This is a genomic window from Macrococcoides bohemicum (genome assembly GCF_016865215.1).
GTDB lineage: Bacteria > Bacillota > Bacilli > Staphylococcales > Staphylococcaceae > Macrococcoides > Macrococcoides bohemicum.
Genome location: NZ_CP054482.1, coordinates 431128 through 449285, shown reverse-complemented (window position 1 = coordinate 449285; position 18158 = coordinate 431128). Strand labels below are relative to the sequence as shown.

The 18158-nt window shown below is 35.2% G+C and carries 21 protein-coding genes; 9 read left to right on the top strand and 12 right to left on the bottom strand.

Annotated elements, in window-relative coordinates; all coding sequences use genetic code 11:
* Positions 1–45 precede the first annotated feature (45 nt).
* The 4 genes from HT586_RS02445 to HT586_RS02430 all read left to right on the top strand — a co-directional run bounded on the left by HT586_RS02445 (position 46) and on the right by HT586_RS02430 (position 1833).
* Positions 46–309: a SunI/YnzG family protein gene (locus tag HT586_RS02445; protein WP_096077344.1), complete on the top strand. Its 264-nt coding sequence runs from the start codon at positions 46–48 to the stop codon at positions 307–309.
* Positions 310–481: 172 nt separating this feature from the next.
* Positions 482–1198, top strand: a complete 717-nt coding sequence (locus HT586_RS02440; RefSeq protein ID WP_096077345.1) for an SDR family NAD(P)-dependent oxidoreductase — start codon at positions 482–484, stop codon at positions 1196–1198.
* A gap of 12 nt (positions 1199–1210) precedes the next feature.
* Positions 1211–1537, top strand: a complete 327-nt coding sequence (locus HT586_RS02435; RefSeq protein WP_203546165.1) for a heme oxygenase — start codon at positions 1211–1213, stop codon at positions 1535–1537.
* Positions 1534–1833, top strand: a complete 300-nt coding sequence (locus HT586_RS02430) for a hypothetical protein (protein WP_133354285.1) — start codon at positions 1534–1536, stop codon at positions 1831–1833. Before HT586_RS02435 ends, HT586_RS02430 begins: the two co-directional genes overlap by 4 nt.
* A gap of 59 nt (positions 1834–1892) precedes the next feature.
* Here the strand turns inward: HT586_RS02430 and HT586_RS02425 are convergent, their stop codons facing one another.
* The 3 genes from HT586_RS02425 to HT586_RS02415 form a co-directional block, all read right to left on the bottom strand.
* Positions 1893–3239: a YjiH family protein gene (locus tag HT586_RS02425; RefSeq protein ID WP_096077348.1), complete on the bottom strand. Its 1347-nt coding sequence runs from the start codon at positions 3237–3239 to the stop codon at positions 1893–1895.
* A gap of 158 nt (positions 3240–3397) precedes the next feature.
* A complete protein-coding gene (locus HT586_RS02420) occupies positions 3398–3898 on the bottom strand; it encodes a GNAT family protein (protein ID WP_096077349.1) in 501 nt (166 codons plus the stop codon).
* A gap of 80 nt (positions 3899–3978) precedes the next feature.
* Complete coding sequence (locus HT586_RS02415) at positions 3979–4608, bottom strand: tetratricopeptide repeat protein (RefSeq protein WP_096077350.1); 630 nt, start codon at positions 4606–4608, stop codon at positions 3979–3981.
* Positions 4609–4822: 214 nt separating this feature from the next.
* Here HT586_RS02415 and HT586_RS02410 point away from each other — a divergent pair, with 214 nt between their 5' ends.
* Entirely contained in the window at positions 4823–5956 is a 1134-nt protein-coding gene (locus tag HT586_RS02410; RefSeq protein ID WP_133354289.1) for an MFS transporter, read from the top strand.
* Positions 5957–6067: 111 nt separating this feature from the next.
* Here HT586_RS02410 and HT586_RS02405 read toward each other — a convergent pair whose 3' ends face one another.
* The 3 genes from HT586_RS02405 to chrA all read right to left on the bottom strand — a co-directional run bounded on the left by HT586_RS02405 (position 6068) and on the right by chrA (position 8617).
* Positions 6068–6826 (bottom strand): class I SAM-dependent methyltransferase, encoded by a 759-nt coding sequence (locus HT586_RS02405; protein WP_096077352.1) that lies wholly within the window; start codon positions 6824–6826, stop codon positions 6068–6070.
* Between the two features lie 11 nt (positions 6827–6837).
* Positions 6838–7368, bottom strand: a complete 531-nt coding sequence (locus HT586_RS02400; protein ID WP_203546164.1) for a DNA-3-methyladenine glycosylase I — start codon at positions 7366–7368, stop codon at positions 6838–6840.
* A 94-nt stretch (positions 7369–7462) separates the two neighbouring features.
* Positions 7463–8617 carry a chromate efflux transporter gene (gene chrA / locus HT586_RS02395; RefSeq protein WP_203546163.1) on the bottom strand — a complete coding sequence of 385 codons (1155 nt, stop codon included), beginning with the start codon at positions 8615–8617 and terminating at the stop codon, positions 7463–7465.
* A gap of 218 nt (positions 8618–8835) precedes the next feature.
* On the opposite strand from chrA, the gene HT586_RS02390 reads away from it, so the two are divergent.
* Positions 8836–9348 (top strand): DUF402 domain-containing protein, encoded by a 513-nt coding sequence (locus HT586_RS02390; RefSeq protein ID WP_157742216.1) that lies wholly within the window; start codon positions 8836–8838, stop codon positions 9346–9348.
* A 121-nt stretch (positions 9349–9469) separates the two neighbouring features.
* Positions 9470–10288 carry an N-acyl homoserine lactonase family protein gene (locus HT586_RS02385; protein WP_157742217.1) on the top strand — a complete coding sequence of 273 codons (819 nt, stop codon included), beginning with the start codon at positions 9470–9472 and terminating at the stop codon, positions 10286–10288.
* 14 nt (positions 10289–10302) lie between these two features.
* Here HT586_RS02385 and HT586_RS02380 read toward each other — a convergent pair whose 3' ends face one another.
* Complete coding sequence (locus HT586_RS02380) at positions 10303–11022, bottom strand: AAA family ATPase (RefSeq protein ID WP_096077357.1); 720 nt, start codon at positions 11020–11022, stop codon at positions 10303–10305.
* Positions 11023–11108: 86 nt separating this feature from the next.
* Here HT586_RS02380 and HT586_RS02375 point away from each other — a divergent pair, with 86 nt between their 5' ends.
* Positions 11109–11414 (top strand): hypothetical protein, encoded by a 306-nt coding sequence (locus tag HT586_RS02375; RefSeq protein WP_203546162.1) that lies wholly within the window; start codon positions 11109–11111, stop codon positions 11412–11414.
* A gap of 276 nt (positions 11415–11690) precedes the next feature.
* Here the strand turns inward: HT586_RS02375 and HT586_RS02370 are convergent, their stop codons facing one another.
* The 5 genes from HT586_RS02370 to HT586_RS02350 all read right to left on the bottom strand — a co-directional run bounded on the left by HT586_RS02370 (position 11691) and on the right by HT586_RS02350 (position 16982).
* A complete protein-coding gene (locus tag HT586_RS02370; protein ID WP_238999205.1) occupies positions 11691–12899 on the bottom strand; it encodes an IS110 family RNA-guided transposase in 1209 nt (402 codons plus the stop codon).
* Positions 12900–13182: 283 nt separating this feature from the next.
* The gene (locus HT586_RS02365; RefSeq protein WP_111745118.1) at positions 13183–13593 is read right to left on the bottom strand and encodes a hypothetical protein; all 411 of its coding nucleotides are present in this window, start codon (positions 13591–13593) and stop codon (positions 13183–13185) included.
* 66 nt (positions 13594–13659) lie between these two features.
* A complete protein-coding gene (gene nadA, locus HT586_RS02360; RefSeq protein WP_407943976.1) occupies positions 13660–14751 on the bottom strand; it encodes a quinolinate synthase NadA in 1092 nt (363 codons plus the stop codon).
* Positions 14744–15577, bottom strand: coding sequence for a carboxylating nicotinate-nucleotide diphosphorylase (gene nadC / locus HT586_RS02355; RefSeq protein WP_133354305.1), 834 nt, complete (start codon positions 15575–15577; stop codon positions 14744–14746). Before nadC ends, nadA begins: the two co-directional genes overlap by 8 nt.
* Positions 15543–16982 (bottom strand): L-aspartate oxidase, encoded by a 1440-nt coding sequence (locus tag HT586_RS02350; protein ID WP_203546161.1) that lies wholly within the window; start codon positions 16980–16982, stop codon positions 15543–15545. Before HT586_RS02350 ends, nadC begins: the two co-directional genes overlap by 35 nt.
* An 81-nt stretch (positions 16983–17063) precedes the next feature.
* Here HT586_RS02350 and HT586_RS02345 point away from each other — a divergent pair, with 81 nt between their 5' ends.
* The gene (locus tag HT586_RS02345) at positions 17064–18146 is read left to right on the top strand and encodes a cysteine desulfurase family protein (RefSeq protein WP_203546160.1); all 1083 of its coding nucleotides are present in this window, start codon (positions 17064–17066) and stop codon (positions 18144–18146) included.
* Positions 18147–18158 lie beyond the last annotated feature (12 nt).

The window sequence follows — 18158 nt, the reverse complement described above, 5'->3', positions numbered from 1 at the left end:
AGGGGTATATTTATGGTATCAAATAAATAAGGATGTGTATTAAAAATGGCAATGAGAATTACTAAGAACGATAAAGAAGTAAATATCAAATGGCGTGTTGCTGACATCACAATTCCGAACGAAGACATCTTAAGCGTGAAAGAAGATACAAACATTTACGCTGGTGCAGATGAGAATAACGATGAGAAAGTAGTACGTATCGGTTCAACTTTTGGTAAAACTAATCGTATCCTTTTAGACACTAAAGATAAAAAATACATCATCTACACACACAACGACAAAAAAATCATCAATGAATTAAATAAGTAATTGTAATACGATGGAGGCCGGATTTATATACGGCCTCTTTTTATGTTTTTTTATATTATCATTTCAACCATTTCCACCACACGCCTTCTATAATAAGCATCATCATTCATATTACTATCCTCCCTTCGCCTAATTTTGTTACTATAAACGTGAAGGTAAAGGAGGCAATACAATGGAACAATTAAAAGGAAAAGTTGCTTTAATTACAGGTGGTTCTAGTGGTATCGGTCTTGAAATTGCGAAAGCTTTAGCTCAGGAAGGCGTAAATATTGCAATTACCGGACGTAACTTTGATAAGTTAGAATCAGCTATCACAACACTCGATCAATACGATATCGATACGACAGCGATTGTTTGTGATAATAAAAATGCAGAAGATATTAAAGCTTGTGTCGCGCACGTTCTTGAAACATTTGAGCAAATTGACATATTAGTAAATAACGCAGGTGTAATGAAAAATGCACCGTTCTTAGAAACATCAGAAGCGTTATTAGATGAGCTCATCCAAACAAACGTATACGGTCCATTCCGCTTTATGCAGGAAGTAGCACCAGTCATGATTAAACAAGGTCAAGGCGATATCGTTAATATGAGCTCTATGTCAGCAGTGAATGCTAATGCCAATTCAAGTGCTTATTCTGCCACTAAATTTGCACTTTCTGGTATGTCTGATAGCTTTATGCGAGAAATGCGTCCGCATAATATCCGTACATTTCTAATTCATCCTTCAGCAGTGCTAACAGACTTAATCGGTGAACCGTCACTTGAACCTGAAACGATGACGCATCCTGAAGATATTGCTGAAGTTATTGTGAGCCAATTAAAATTAAATCGACGTACATTTGTTAAACAAAATCAAATCTGGGCGACAAACCCTATCAAAAAATAAGGAGGCAAAATAATGTATATCGTAACAAACAGAATTAAAATGAAAAAAGGTTTTGCAGAAAAAATGGCGCCTATGTTTACTAAAGGTGGCGATATATCAGAGCTTAAAGGATTTAATAAAATTGAAACTTGGTCAATTCAGAACTTAGAAGAATATGACGAACTACATGTAAACACTTGGTGGGAAACACTAGAAGATTTCGAAGCATGGAAAACGAGCGATGCATTTAAAAAAGCGCACGCACAACGTGGTAATAAATCAGATACTGAGAAACAGGAATCACCGATGCTAGGTTCAGAGATAGTAATTGCAAAACTTGAAACAGAGATTGGTAAATGATTAAAGTTGTATTCACCTATACAACTAAAAATGAATATCTCCCTGAACTGATACATAAGTTTCAGGCATCGGCGGATCACAAATTCAATTCAATGCCATCGAGTACCGATATTAAAATGTATAGACAAACAAACGACACAACAACGATAATCGTTCTAGATATTTTCTACAATTCAATAGCTGATTACGAAGCACGCACAGCATTTGAACGTCGTCAGGATGATTGGAATGCCATTTGGTTTGCAGATGATATTAAACATACACTTGAGTCGGTAGAAATATATGAATGTTTATAAAAATAAGCCCGAACTGTTTAAACAGTTCGGGCTTATTTTACACTTTTTTTTTGACAGCCTTAAAAGATTAAATGTGCCATAAGCGTTATAATCGGCAAGCAAATAATTGTTCTCATCAAGAAGATGACGAATAATTTTGGCAGACTAACCGGAATTTTAGAACCTAGAATCACCCCACCTACTTCTGATAAGTAGATTAATTGTGAAATACTAAGTGCGCCTATTACAAAGCGTGTTAAATCTGACTTTACATCTGAGATTAGAATTGAAGGCAGGAACATATCTGCAAATCCAATTAATATTGTTTCAGATGCAGCAACTGCGTCTGGTATTTGCAATAAATTAAGTAAAGGTACAAACGGCAGCCCTATATATGTAAAGAACTTCGTATGTTCTGCGACAATCGTTGCTAATGTTCCGATTGCCATTACTACTGGTAATACGGCAAACCACATATCCCCAACAGTCTTCACCCCTGATAACCAGAACAGTTTCCATCCTGGCGCTTTAATTGCCTTAACTGTCGCATTGTGATAACCATAACTTACAATCGTATGTCCTTCAGGTGTCGTCTCATCAATAATTTCTGTACTGCCATCTGCATATTGATCTGGCACTTTTGATAATGGCCAGATACGTGGCATAATCATCGCTGCAATTAAGCATGATACGATAACCGTACCGTAAAAGGCAAAGAAATGATTCATTAACCCTACTTGTTCACACACTACTATCGCAAACGTAATCGATACAACTGAGAATGATGTTGCAATAACAGTCGCCTCTCGACGTGTAAAGAAATTCCCTTCATATTGCCTAGAAGTAATCATTACGCCTACTGTCCCATCTCCAATAAACGAAGCCAGATTATCAACCGCTGATCGTCCTGGCAATGTAAAAAGTGGGCGCATCACTTTCGAAAACATTGGACCTAAAAATTCAAGTAAACCATAATCCATTAAAAATGGTAAAAACAGACCTGCAAAGAAAAAGACTGCAATTAAAGTTGGCAATAACCCAGAATAAATTAATTGTCCTGTGGCTTCTGTATCAACAAAAGGAACATTCATTTTAAAATAAACAATCGTTGCAAATACTGCACCTATTAACCTAACAATGCACCATATCCAGTTCACATTAAATAAAGTATTAATATAAGACGATTTAGGTTTACTAATAAAACTAAAATAAAATGTACATAATATCGAAATCATAATTACACTATAAATCAATGTCGGTGTTGTATTACCCAGTACATTTAAAAACCACTTGGCAAGTACAGCCACAGGCAAACTCGTCTTACCATCAACTTGTAGTGGCGTTAAAAATAAAAATATACCTAATAAACTTAAAATAATAAATTTCATTTGACCTATTTTCCAGGTCTTCTTATCATATTGTTCCATTACTTCCCTCCATTTTTTATTCACAAAAATTAATATTTATACATTAACACACTCAATTTATTGTGTAAATACTATTTTAAAATATTCATTTTTTTGAACATTCGAATAATAAAGACCATAATAATACCCAATCGATAATGTCGATTGGGTATCCAGTTTTATTTCACTTCTTTATAATATAGATTTTTATCAGGTATGCTTGGATGTAGATGCATATTACCTTTTAGCAATTGCCAATCATTCTTATAGTAGAATGTATTTGCAACGATATCATGCACATCACTTGTTAAATAATATTTACCTGCTGGAAGTGCTGCAAGCAACTTCGTTCCTATCCCACTATGTTTATTATTCTTATCGACAGCGATGGAAAGAATCTCAAATGCACCATTTAATTTTTCTTTCTCATCAGCTGTTAAATATCGATCGATTAATTCACGATAAAATTGTTTACTCTCACTCGTATAACCATATAAATAACCATTGATATTACCAAACTGATGACTAATCAATGCTTTAAATCCCGGTGTTTCACTATACTTTAAAATATTTGCTACCATTTCTTTATGGCTTCTCGCATCTTCGAAATTTGTTAAATAAATCTCAGCAATTCGATCCACTGCATCTTGAAGTTCTTCATTAGTTAGTTCCTGAATCATGCCCATCACTCCTTGACAACCTTTATGAAAACCTTTTCATTATCATTATGACCTTTTATAGCGCTTTTGACAATGAATTTTTAGAAAATTGCCGCTTCTAAAGCTTCAATTTCAGCAATACCCATTTCATCGCCATCTTTACGGAAATAGCGTTTCGCTTCAGTGAAGTAAGATTTAGCTTTATTCATCTCTTCCTGTGCCGCATATAATTCACCTAATGCACGGTTAGAAATCGCAATACTTAAATCATCTTCTGACTGTTCAGCTAATTTTAAAGATGCTTCAAGTGACGCTTTCCCTTCATCATATTGATTATTTAATAATTGGACATATCCTAACTCGTATAAATTTACAGATTGTTTAATTGTATCATCACTAAAGTTGGCATCGATTAATTCAGCTTCTTTCTTAAAGTATGCAATCGACTGATCGAACTCTGCATCCATTCTTTCTACTAATCCTAATTGATGATATGCCATTTGTTGTTCTTCTGCATCTTCAGAATTTAATAAGTTATTTAATGATTCGCGTGCTTTATCAAAGTGATTATCCGCTGCATAAATATATGCCGCATTTAATTGATAGTCCGCGTAATCTTCATCACCTGGATTGATATTATTTCCAATTTCCTGTAATAACTTTGTCGCCTCTTCAATATCACCATTCTCAAACTGTTCAAATACTAAATCGATTTGTTCATTATAATTCATTGTCATGCTCCTCGCTTTGTTTTGTTTTTTGTAATAGACTTGTCGCAATTGCTGCAAATATATCGCCAATAAATGATAGTATTGCTCCCTTGATGCTCACCTCTCTTTCATTGTATAGTGTTTATCATAATTATTCATCTGATAACATTAAGGATGTACTTTTTTATTTTTACTGATATAATTTCTAGTGCACGCTATATTGAAAGGATCTATTATGACACGTCTTAAATTATTTACTTTTATACTTAGTATCTTTGTTGTTGGAATGGTCGAACTGGTAGTTGCAGGTATATTAACGCTTATCAGTGATGATTTAAATATTAATCAATCTCTGACCGGTCAATTAGTCACTATCTATGCTTTTACAGTTGCTATTTGTGGTCCAATTCTCGTGAAACTTACCGAAAGATATAATCCGAAATGGATATTGCTCATCAGCATGATTATCTTTATTATTGGAAATACGATTAATGCGGTAGGTGATACATTTACCGTCATCGTCATCGGACGTATTATTGCTTCTGCGGCATCAAGCATTATCGTTGTAAAGCTATTAGCGCTCACTGTCGTCTTAAGTAAACCTGAAGAACGTGGGAAAATGTTAGGTCTTGTATACATCGGATTTAGTGGCGCTAATGTATTTGGCGTACCTATTGGCACAAAAATCGGTGAAATGTTCGGTTGGCGTGCGACATTCTGGATGATTGTTATAGTGAGTATTATTGCAACCATCCTCTTAATGTTTCAGTTACCAAATAAAATTAATGTACAGGCGGAAGATGAAAACAAACATTCAAAACTACTGTATCCGGCAGAAGCTGCAAAATATATCGGTATCACATTCTTTATATTAGCTTCAAACTATATCGTGTTTACTTATATTAGCCCGTTAATGATCAGTCATGGGTATACGCTGCAACACGTCTCTATTCTATTATTCGTTTGTGGTTTAGGTAGTATTGCGGGAACAAGTTTAGGTGGGATGATGGCAGATAAAATTGGTAGTAAGAAATGGTTGATCATCGCCTTATCTGTATTTACGCTATCATTACTTTTCTTTAATATCGCTTTACCATTTTACTTTGTATTACTATTCGTGATGCTTGTCTGGAATATCTTTGAATGGGGAACAAACCCAGCCATACAAATCGGTATCATAAAGCAAGTAGAAGGTGATTCAAGCACTATCATGGCTTGGAACATGTCAGCATTAAACGCGGGTATCGGATTTGGTGCGTTAATTGGTGGTATTATTGTAGAAACATTCTCTTTATCTGTTGCTCCTTATTTATCAATCCTATTTGCGATTATCTGCTTAGGATTAGCATCATCTATCAAGAGAGATTAATACAAGCAGTCACCTACCTGAATACCAGAACAAAATAAAAAATAAACACACTTTATCAGTTCAAATGATAAAGTGTGTTCTTTTTTTGCGCATAAAATATTTAGTGCAAATTTATATTGTTCCGTAATAGAGTACTGATTCATTTGGCACGATTACTTTGCCATCTTCAGCGAATTCATCAAACAGGTTAGCTAACTTTTCTACAAACGTATCATATTGTCTATCGCCTTCTACTAATGCATATGATGCGGACAACAAACGATCGATAAATCCTTGTTTATCATACGTTAATGGGAATTCATAAGACTGCTTAGCATATTTACCTCCAAAGAAATCTGAGATACTTTCTTCAGAATAATGCACCCCACCACCGTAACCGATAAATCCTTTAAAGTTTGGACAGAATGCAGAATAAATTTCTGCGGTCTTTACATTAATCGGTGCTTCTTCTATACGCGTATTCCAGACGAGACAAACCGGACCATTCCCTTTTAATATTCTTCTACATTCTGCTTTAAACGCATTTTGATCAAACCAATGAAAACTTTGTGCTGCAGTAATCATATCAACGGTATGAGATTCAATTTCTGTACTTTCTGCTGGTCGTTCATGTATTTCAAGTTCTTTACACTTTAATGCCAGACGGAGTTGTGCTGCCATCGCACTATTCGGTTCAATCGCAATAACTTTTGCGCCTAGATCCAGTAATAGTTCAGTGAATATACCAGTCCCCGCACCAATATCAGCAATCGTTGTCGTCTCATCAATCGAAAAAGTTTCTTTCATATAATCCATTAACGCACAAGCATATTTAGGTCTGGAATTCCGATACTGTTCTACTTTTTCACTAAAAAGTTCTTTACTGTACATATAACACCTCTTTAACGTAATCGATCTTGAATGATACCTATTGCACCTAAAAATCCATAAATTATTACCGGCCCGACAAATTTAAAACCACGCTTCTTCAACTCTTTACTAATTTGTTGAGATAAAGCGTTATCTGCAGGCACTAAACTTTCTTCTTCAAAATATGTAATCACTGGTTTAAAGTCTGTAAATGACCATATGTATCGATCAAAGCTACCAAACTCCTGCTGAATCTCAATAAATTTCTGCGCATTATTAATGATACTACCAATCTTTAATTTATTTTTAATCATCGCATCTGACGTCATCAGCCGATCAAAGTCATCAGCTTCATACTTTGCGATTTTCTGATAATCAAATTGATCGAGAGCAGCACGCATGCCTTCCCTGCGTTTCAGTATCGTCAGCCATGAAAGTCCTGCCTGCATCCCTTCAAGCACGAGCATTTCAAAGAGATATGTATCATCATGCGATGGAATACCCCATTCATTATCATAATATTCGGTCATCAACGGATGACTATCTGCCCAGCTAAATCTCATGCTGTCACCTTTTTCTTTGTAAATTACTTACTTATTGTATCATTTAAGCAACTTATCTACTACTATAAAAAAGAAGTACACAATGTATGTGTACTTATCTATAAAAAATTAATCCTATAATAATACCGAGTACGACGATAACCCACGGTGGCAATTTTACAAAATATAATAAAATAAAAAGTATTAAACTAAATACAATATCCTTCCAGTGCGTTACAGTATGCAAGATAATCGGATTAATCCATGCAGCCCCTAATATACCGATAACACCGGCATTAATTCCTTTTAATGCTTGTTTCATCAATCGATGCTCACGAATAACAGCCCAGAACGGCAAAGTACCGATCACTAATAAAAAAGCCGGTAAGAAGATTGCTACCATAGCGACGAGTCCACCTATAACGCCAAATAAACTTGCGCCAACAAATGAACCAAAGGTAAACAATGGACCAGGCATCGCCTGTGTTAAGCCATATCCAGCAAGGAATGTATCGATATCCATCATATCCGGTACGAAGGCACTTTGTAACAGTGGTAATACGACATGACCTCCACCAAATACCAGTAACCCTCCACGAAACAATCTGTCAAACATATGTAGCCAGTCATTATTAATCACCTGGGCAATAATCGGTAGTCCAATCATTAAACTAACAAGCAATAGTAACGCAGCAATGCTCATTGATTTCGAAACTTGAATCGAGATTGGCGCATCTTTTTTCGTTTCAACTTTATACAGTAACATACCCATTAATCCGGAAGCGATAATGATTAAGATTTGCGTATATGCTGTTGGAAATACAAGTGCAGTGCATAAACTGATTAAAAAGATCATGATGGCTGTTAAATTGTTTAACGTGGTCTTACCCATTCCAACTAATGCATATAATACGACTGCACTTGCAACGATGAGTAATCCTTTTATAAAATCCAGATCCATATCGAGTGCCTTCATAAAGTAGACTGACGTAATCAGGATAAAGACTGACGGTAATGTAAATCCTAAAAAGGCTAATATTGCGCCAAGTATTCCCCCTCGCATTAAACCTATGCCGATACCGACCTGACTCGATGCCGGCCCAGGCAGGAACTGACATAGACTGACAAGGTCCTGATATACTTTATCGCTTAGCCATTTTCTTTTCTCGACATATTCAGCCCGGAAATAACCAAGATGCGCAACTGGTCCTCCAAAGCTCGTCACGCCAAGTTTTAATGCAACAAAAAATATTTCTAATAAACGTCCCATAAGCCACCTCCTTGATTTGTTGAGTTTATCATAACGAATATTCAGTACAGTTATGTTACAACACTTTAAAGATTATGTAAGGTTTAAGAGAACATATTGAGTTACGGTTTAAAATTTCTCGAATTTATGACATTATTAAAAAGAACTATTGAAATCAATGCATGGAAAACGATTTCATATTATAATAAACCTACACATCAAATTAGGAGGTCCAGATAGTGAACACAGTAAAGATAAAATCACATAAATATCCAGATAGACCTCACGTAGAAGTAGAAGGGAAATTACTTTCTGAAACACCACATTACTTTTTTGTAGTATGTGAAAAAAATTCTCTATTAAAACATTTCATTAAAGACGAAGAATATTTACTTGATTACGATACGCTTCATTTTCTTTCTAAATATCATGGATATACGGTATCAATTTCAATCGATGAACAATATAAACCCGTTAAGATTTTTTGTAATATCTCAACACCTTGTCAAAAGGATGACGAAGGTAACATTACATATATTGACCTGGATATGGATTATGTCAAATCGAATACAGGCCAATGGTTTTTAAGAAACAATGACATGTTCTTAGATAATACAAAGCGATATAACTATCCTCTGCAGTTAACCAATTTCGCTCTTGTTTCATTGCAGGAACTTAAAACAAATATTAAAAATAATGTATTTCCATTCGGCATTGATAATTTTAAAGATGTCGATGGACCGATAAAATAAGATGCTCTTTTTAGAGTATCTTTTTTAATACAACTTTAACAAATTGTAACAATAAAGGAATACAACTTTAGAAATAATATGATACGCTTGTTGTAACATTATCTGGAATGGAGGGATTTACTTGTCAAAAATTAGTATACATGTTATTCAGACAGGGTTTATTACTGTCAATCGCACCGTTACGACACAGACTAAATCCCTAAATCCACTTACAAAGCTTGGATTTATTTCGTGTAAGAAAAATCGCAAACAATATCCTATCGCATGTTTCCTGATTGAACACCCGAAAGGATTAATTCTTGTTGATACAGGCTGGCATAAACGTGTACGTAAAGAAGAACATAAAGAGTTGGGATTACAGCGATTAATTCATCGCGCTACTTTACCCGAAGGACAATCAATAGACGAACAGCTCAGTAAAAGAGGAATACTACCAGGCGACTTAGATTATGTGCTGCTGACACATCTCCACAGTGACCATGTAAGCGGCGTACGTCAGCTTAAAGATGCCAAATATATATTTGCGAGTCGTGAAGAGATATTAGAATCCAATAAACGCGTAATCCGTTATCTTCAAAAATTATGGGATGGTGTTGATCTAACGTGTTTCGAGTTTGATCAAACGGGCATTGGACCGAGCGGCTTTTCATATGATTTATTCGGAGACAAATCAGTACAGCTCATCCATGCCCCAGGTCATAGCGTTGGTTTATTTATGGTGAAAGTAATGAATAGTGATGGAGAGTATATATTGATCACGAGTGATGCTGCACTGGTCAATACATCATACGAAGAGATTATCATTCCAGCTCACGTGATGAATCTCTATGATTTAAAGAAGGCGTTACTCTGGATTAATAAAGTAAGTAAAGATCCTCTATGTAAGAAAATATTAACAAGTCATGATCTTGATTTAAAAGAAGAAATCATCACATTATAAAAAGATGATTAAGACTATTCTAATAAAGTCTTAATCATCTTTTCTGGTTTATCGATAAATGCTTTTGTAACGATATAATGTTCTGTTTCACGATAATCTATGCGGTCATACCCATCTTCATTTAACTGAATAATATCAGCACCTGGATATGCCATAATAATTGGTGAATGCGTTGCGATAATGAACTGCGCACCACGCTTTACTAAGTCATTTATCCTAACAATCATCGACATTTGACGCATCGGTGATAAAGCACTTTCCGGCTCATCTAATATATATAAACCTTTTGCGCGGAATCTGTACTTAAGTAACGCTAAAAATGATTCGCCGTGGGATTGATCATGTAAACTTTTTCCGCCATAACTGTTAAGCAGTCTACCGTCAATCGCATTAAGTCGCTCAATTTCAGTAGCTACATTATAAAACCCCTCTGCACGTAAAAAGAATGTATCACTTGGTACACCCATCTTTCCAAGCCTTATTTCTTCATATAGTCCTGCATGTGAATGTTTCGTTGCAAAGTTAAAGTTCTTACCTCCACCTTCTGGATTTAACCCATAATTCACTGCGATCGCTTCAATTAAAGTTGATTTCCCAGTTCCATTTTCACCTACAATAATCGTCACAGGTTTAGTTAAATCAATACGTTCCAACTTTTTGATCGCAGGGATTTTCATATAGTAAGGTGTTGCTTCATGTGGCTTAAAATTTGATGCAATACTTTTGATAAACATCTTTTCACCTCATAAAAAATTCTGTTATATTAATAATATAGTAAAAAAAGTAATAATAAAAATTTATTGTCATTCGAGGTGCCAAGATGGTTCAATTGGTTCCATATGAGGAGCAGTACAAAGAGCGATTAAAGCAATTCTATCAACCAGCTGAAGCTTTAAAGTACACGCAATTACCAGAATACAGCATCGAAGAAATAAACGATAATGTACACGGTGTCGTGATTATTAATCAAAATCAGACGATTGGATTCTTCTTATTGCATCGTACTGATAGAAGATTTCAGTATACAGATGATAATCAGCCCTTACTACTTACCAATCTGATTATGGATCATTCGTATAGTGGAAAAGGTCATGGTAAACAATATATTTATAAGCTGGAAATATAAAAAGATTGAGACAAAAGTCTTAGCCCTCTTCTGTTTAACAGCTTAAACGGCGGAACAGAAGTACCCCTACGACAAAAAACCAAACAAAAACTATAAATCAAAGAGCGATTTATTAGTTTTGTTCGGTTTTTGCTTGTGGCAGAACACTTCTGTCCCAGCCTCTTTCCTACGATTTGTCAACTACTTCGTAGTAGAATATATTAAAAAAATCATCACTAAATAAGCCTTTTTATTTATTAATTTTTTTTATATGATATTATGTATTTGAATAGATTGTCAATGTGGGGACATCTGATAATCGTATTCTTTATTGTTTACTACAAGATATTGAATTGTTTTTAGCAGCTTGTTTACACAAGCAATCACCGCAGTCTTATGGCCTTTGCCATTTGGCTGCTTTCTTAATTTATAATAATAGTCTACAAGATGATTTGAGTAATGTCTTTTTCCTCTTATAATATTCATTATGACAATATAAAATAATGCTCTGGCACGTCTGTTTCCTCTCTTATTTATCTTATCTTTATATTGAGTTTTTCCAGATTGATATCTTTTAATATCAATGCCTATATAAGCATTTAGCTCTTTATGGGATGAAAAAGATCTTATATCACCCAGTTCACCAATAATTAACATAGCCGTCAAATCTCCTATACCTGGAATAGAGGTAAGTATTTTAAACTCTTCGAGTTCTTTAGAAAGCTCCATTAAGCTCTGTTTAATCTTTTCTTGTCTTTTCATAAGTAACATCAAATCATTAACTAAAGCTATTAGTTTCTCGATGTAAAATGAGTTTTCCGATAGAGCTGGATAACTTTCATTAGCGAAGGAAATAAGCATTTCGGCATATTTTTCTTTTCTTTGTAAAGAGATATTTTTATCTGTACAAGCACCGATGATATTAATAAGATCAGGTATATTTATATTTTTTACATAGCTGGGGTGAGGAAATCTTTTGACTATTTCTAAAGCAAATTTTGAATATCTACTTTTGAATAATCTCTGAATTTCAGGAAAGGACATATCAAGTATCTGTATAATTGAAATTTTTAAATAAGACTGTTGATCATTAAGTTCTTCATACCATCTGGTCAATTCTCTTACTTTTATATATATGTCCTTAGAAAGATTTTTAGAAGGTCTTTTATTAAAGTTTTTTGCCAATAAAGCAAGTTTGTGTGCATCAGATTTATCAGTTTTCCAAGTTCTAAGTGTAGTTGTTAAAAATTTAGCTTCTAAAGGATTTATCATACAGTGTGGAATATGGTTTTCTTTACAAAAACGTTGGATAACTTTAGAGTATATCCCAGTCGATTCAAAGAGAAAATAAACACCTGCATACCCTTTAATATATTCATTTAATGCATCAAAACCATCTTTATTGTGAATTAATTCAAATTCTTTCTTAAATTCATTATTACAATAATGAGCTACATAACTTTTTCCTTTCCCCACGTCAATTCCAAAATATTCGATGTTAATCACTCCTATTTGGTTAAATTAAGAAGTTTTACTTCACTAGACCTTATTTTGTTCATTTTCCTATACACGATCTCAAAGGACCCAACATACTAAAATCGAATTAATAAGGAAAGTGAAGTTCTCCAGTTTATAATACGGATTCTATGATCCTAGAGGCTGGTCGGAGTACTTCTCTCTACTACTATTTCACAATTGTTAAAATTATGCCAACGGCATGAAAACAATAAAAAAGTAGCGAAGTTTATCTACCGTCGTAGATTACTTCGCTACTAATCTTAGTATGTTTTTAGTTAAACCAGCTTCTGATTAGCTTTTCAACTTCTGCTGTTTCATCGATTAAATCTTTCATCATATCGATATCTGCCTTGTCGCCAATTAAATTCGTTACAACAGGTGTATCTAACACGCGCTTCACCGCTTCACCAATCGTTTCTTCCTGCACATTATTTGTCGGTTCAGTTTGGTCAGTAACAAAATCATTGTCCTGGAACTGCTGTTCTAGACGCGGTGCATTGTTGTTATTAAACGCATGAACAACTTCCATAATCGCTTTACGTAAGTCGTTATATTCTTTTACGTTCTTTAAATCATTCAAACGTTTTTTAACCATCTCATTTTTCTCTAAATATTTAGCACCTTGAACAGCACCGACTGTTAAAGCACCGACTACTAATCCTCTTTTTACCCATTTATTCATTGTAATTCCTCCATTCAACATTATTTTTATTATAATGTATTTATAGATTTATTACATTTATAACGATTACTGCAGAAATAACATTTTATCTAATGCTTTTAATGCATAGGTCGTCGTTTCCTGATCTACTGTAATCTGGTTTTCAAAGTTATGGTCTATTATCTTATCGAGACACCATACGAGATGCGGTAAGTCGATACGATTCATCGTTAGACATGCACACATAAATGGATTAAGTGAAATGATTTCTTTATCTGGATTATGCTTTATAATGCGATTGACCAAGTTCATTTCAGTACCGATTGCCCACTTAGAGCCAGGTGCTGCGTTCGTAATTTCTTCTAGAATTTTACGCGTAGAACCTGCATCATCACTTTGCTGAACTACTTCGAAAGTACATTCAGGATGAACGATAATACACATGTCTGGATGTTGCTTTCTTACTTGAGCAATATTTTGCACCGTAAATTTCTCATGTACTGAACAATGCCCTTTCCATAAGATGATACGTAAATCACTCATATCACCATCATATTCAAGTTTATTTTGAATCGGATCATAGATCGCCATTTGTTCTAACGGAACACCTAAATCATATGCTGTATTACGCCCTAAATGCTGGTCAGGTAAGAAAAGTATGATTTCATCCTGTGCAAGTGCCCAACCTACTACTTTATGTGCGTTACCACTTGTTAAACATGCACCATCTTTCCTGCCAACAAATGCTTTAATTGCTGCAGTAGAGTTGACATATGTCAACGGCAGACAGTCTATATTAAACGCCGACTTTAAATATGCATCACAACGTTCTACTTGATGAATATTCGCCATATCTGCCATCGAACAACCTGCTCTTAAATCTGGTAACAAGACAATCTGATCATCGTTTGTCAGCATATCAGCAGTTTCTGCCATAAAGTGTACACCACAAAATGCGATATACTTCGCTGTATTCGTCTTACAAATATTTGCAAGTTCTAATGAATCTCCTATCGCATCTGCAAATTGCACCACTTCATCTTTTTGATAATGATGACAAGGAATGAATAGATCATTACCAAGCAAACTTTTTACTTCTGTCACCCTTGCTTCAAGCGCTTCTTTTGACATGTGTAAATACTGTTCAGGAATTTGTCCTGACTTTAATAAATCAATCATTGATATCCACCTTTCCGGAAATGTCTAATGCATTTGCGCCATGAAATAGCTTACCGACTGAAATATAATCGACACCTGCTTCGGCATATGCTTTGATCGTTTCGATATTAATGCCACCAGATGCTTCTGTAATAATATGGTTTGGCACAAGATGGATATGCGCCTTAATAAATTCCGGTGTACAATTATCAAACATAATGATATCGGCCTGAGCTTTAATTGCTGCTTCAAGCATCGCTTCATCTTCAATCTCAACTTCTATCTTATCCATATGACCGCGCAACGCCTTTGCACTTTGCATCGCAGCGTCAATTGCACCCATAAATGCAATGTGATTATCCTTTAACATGATTCCGTCATTAAGATTTCTACGGTGATTACTGGCACCTGCAATACGTACTGCGTATTTTTCGAACATGCCTAGCCCCGGCGTTGTTTTACGTGTATCTGTCACTCTAGCTGACGTATGTGCTATTTTCTCCATATACCTTTTCGTTTCTGTCGTAATCCCGCTCATACGTTGAATAATATTTAATACAGTACGTTCAGCCTGTAATAGATATTTTACTTTTCCAGAGATTTTAGCAATACATTCACCCTTTTGTAACGCATCCCCATCATGTTTGAAACAAACGACATCACACTTATCTAAAATATTAAATCCTCGTAAGATAACATCTTCACCACAAAAATAACCATCTTCTTTGGCAATCAGTTGCATTGTGCCGGTTGTATTGTCATCAAAGATAGCTGATGATAGATCTCCATATGATAAATCTTCATCCATAAAATCACGTAACTTTTGTTCTAAGCGAATTAAATTCAACGATTGTTCCTCCATTTATATGTTTTACGATATTTGTTTTGTCTCTGTCTGCTACATCTTTCTCCTTTATCACATGCGCACCGAGTGTAGACATCCGATTTATCGCGCACTCCGTAACGCGTCTTGCAAAAACTGTTAAATTATCATTTGAATTAAGGGTATTCAAGTATTTATTTAAGTTTTCAGTATCTCTAACGATACCTACATACTTCATAAATGATACATGATCAAAATCACGATTATATTGAATATTTACAGTAGAAAAAATTCTGCCAGGTGGATTTAACGTTTCATTAATCAACGTTTGTGCCAGCAGTTTCCCCATTGCTAAACCTTCCAGCAGTGAGTTACTTGCGAGTCTATTCGCGCCATGAAAGCCAGTACATGCCGCTTCACCAATTACAAATAAGTTCTCTACTGCTGTTGCACCATTTACATCAGCTGCTATACCACCCATCGTATAATGTGCACCCGGTGCAACAGGAATGCGTTCTGATAAACCAAACTGCTCACACTGTGTATTAATGAATGGAAACTGCTGTGCAAAATTGTGTATGTTTGAAATGTCTAAATAAATGCGCTCTCCAATTTGTATGCGCCTAAATATTTCATAGCTCGTAATGTGCCTTGGAGATAAATCACGCTGCAAATACTTTGCCATAATTGGTTCACCATATTCATTCACCAGTACTCCTCCAGCGCCTCTAACCGCTTCAGAGACGAGACAGATTGCTTTATTATCAATCGTAAGCATCGTCGGATGAAACTGTATCATTTCAAGGTCACGTAACGTACAACCTGAAAGTAGTGCAAGCATTTGAGCATACACCCCAGCCGAACTCGGGTTCGAAGCAGGTTGAAACATACCACTATATCCACCGGTGGCAAGTACAACAAATTGCCCCGTAAATATTCTATCATCTACTGAAATACCGCAAATCTTTCCATTTACATCTTTATGTAGTGCCGTTAAACGACCATATATCACTTCAACTTGTGGTTGAATATGAGCATGCATAAATGCACAAACTGACTTCCCTGTCTGATCGTGATTCATATGAAAGATGCGAGGTATAGCATGCGCTCCTTCCATACCTAAATCAATCCGTCCCGCTTTTTGATCGAACTCGATACCTCTATTTATTAAATCCCGAACAACATGATTTCCCGTTCCAATCATCTTACGGATAATATCAATATCACCATAATTGCAGCCAGCGATATATGTATCCTGCACATGATTTTCAATTGATTCTTCAAATAAAGATGAAGCAATACCACCTTGAGCCATCACACTTGAAGAAGTATTGTTCTCCATCACGACAGCAACTTTAAAGTGTTTCGGAAGATAACTTAACAGGCTGAGTGCGCTAATACCACCACCGACAACAATTACATCATACATAAAAAACACCTTTACAATATATTTACATTAGTTTTACAATTATATTGTCACATAAACAATAAAATTACAAGAGGTAATTCGATGATAAATTTAGATTATGCTGCAACAACACCTATGTCTCCTAGTGCAATGCAAGGTTACTTTGATACCAATAAAAAATTTTATTATAACTCCGAGAGTTTACATGGTGGTGGCGACATCGTTAAAGATATCGTACACAACTGCGAGAATGCACTGAACGAAAACTTTACAGATAACTTTACACTTATAACGTCGACGAGTGGCTCTCACGCAAATGAAATGGCTTTAAACAACTATCTCTATCATGAATCAAATAAAACAATCGTACTTACGTCTAAATTTGAACATCCATCTGTCTATGCAGCGTTACACGGACATGCTCGTTACGACATACACTACTTCCCAGAAGACGAAATTGGCATGATTGATTTAAATATGACAGAACAATTTATCCGGCAATATCATGAGACAATAGCATGTGTAAGCTGTGTTCATGTCAGTTCTGAAACAGGTTATATCTTCCCAATTGAACAAATAGGACAATTAACAAATCAATTTAATATTCCATTTCACATTGATGCTGTGCAATCAGCTGGTAAGTTAATGATTCCAACGCAATATGTAACGTCACTTTCAATCAGCGGGCATAAATTTTTCGGTCCAAAAGGAATCGGTGCACTTCTTATTAGGGAAGAGGCAATGCGCATCACTAATCCTTTCTTCCATCACGAACACCATATGAGAAACGGCACAGTGGATGTACCATCACTTGTTGCGATGACACAAGCATTGATAGAATATAATCAATCAGACACTATACAGCAGTTAAATCACAAGATTATTACTAAGCTCGATCCAGCATTATACGTGCCGATGAAATTCGAACCACAACTTAAAAACATTATTCCGATACTTATCAACAAAACAGACGGACAATATATAATGCAACAACTGTCACAACACAATATCTTAATCTCTACCGGAACCGCATGCGGGCATGGTACAATGCATTCAAGAGGTTTAGAAACATTGATTACAAAGCAAGGTTACTCGGTACATCAATATATTCGAGTATCACTCAGTACATTAACGACAGAAGAAGAAATCAATACTTTTTTAGAGGTCATCAATCAAATAACATAAAGGTGAAAGTCT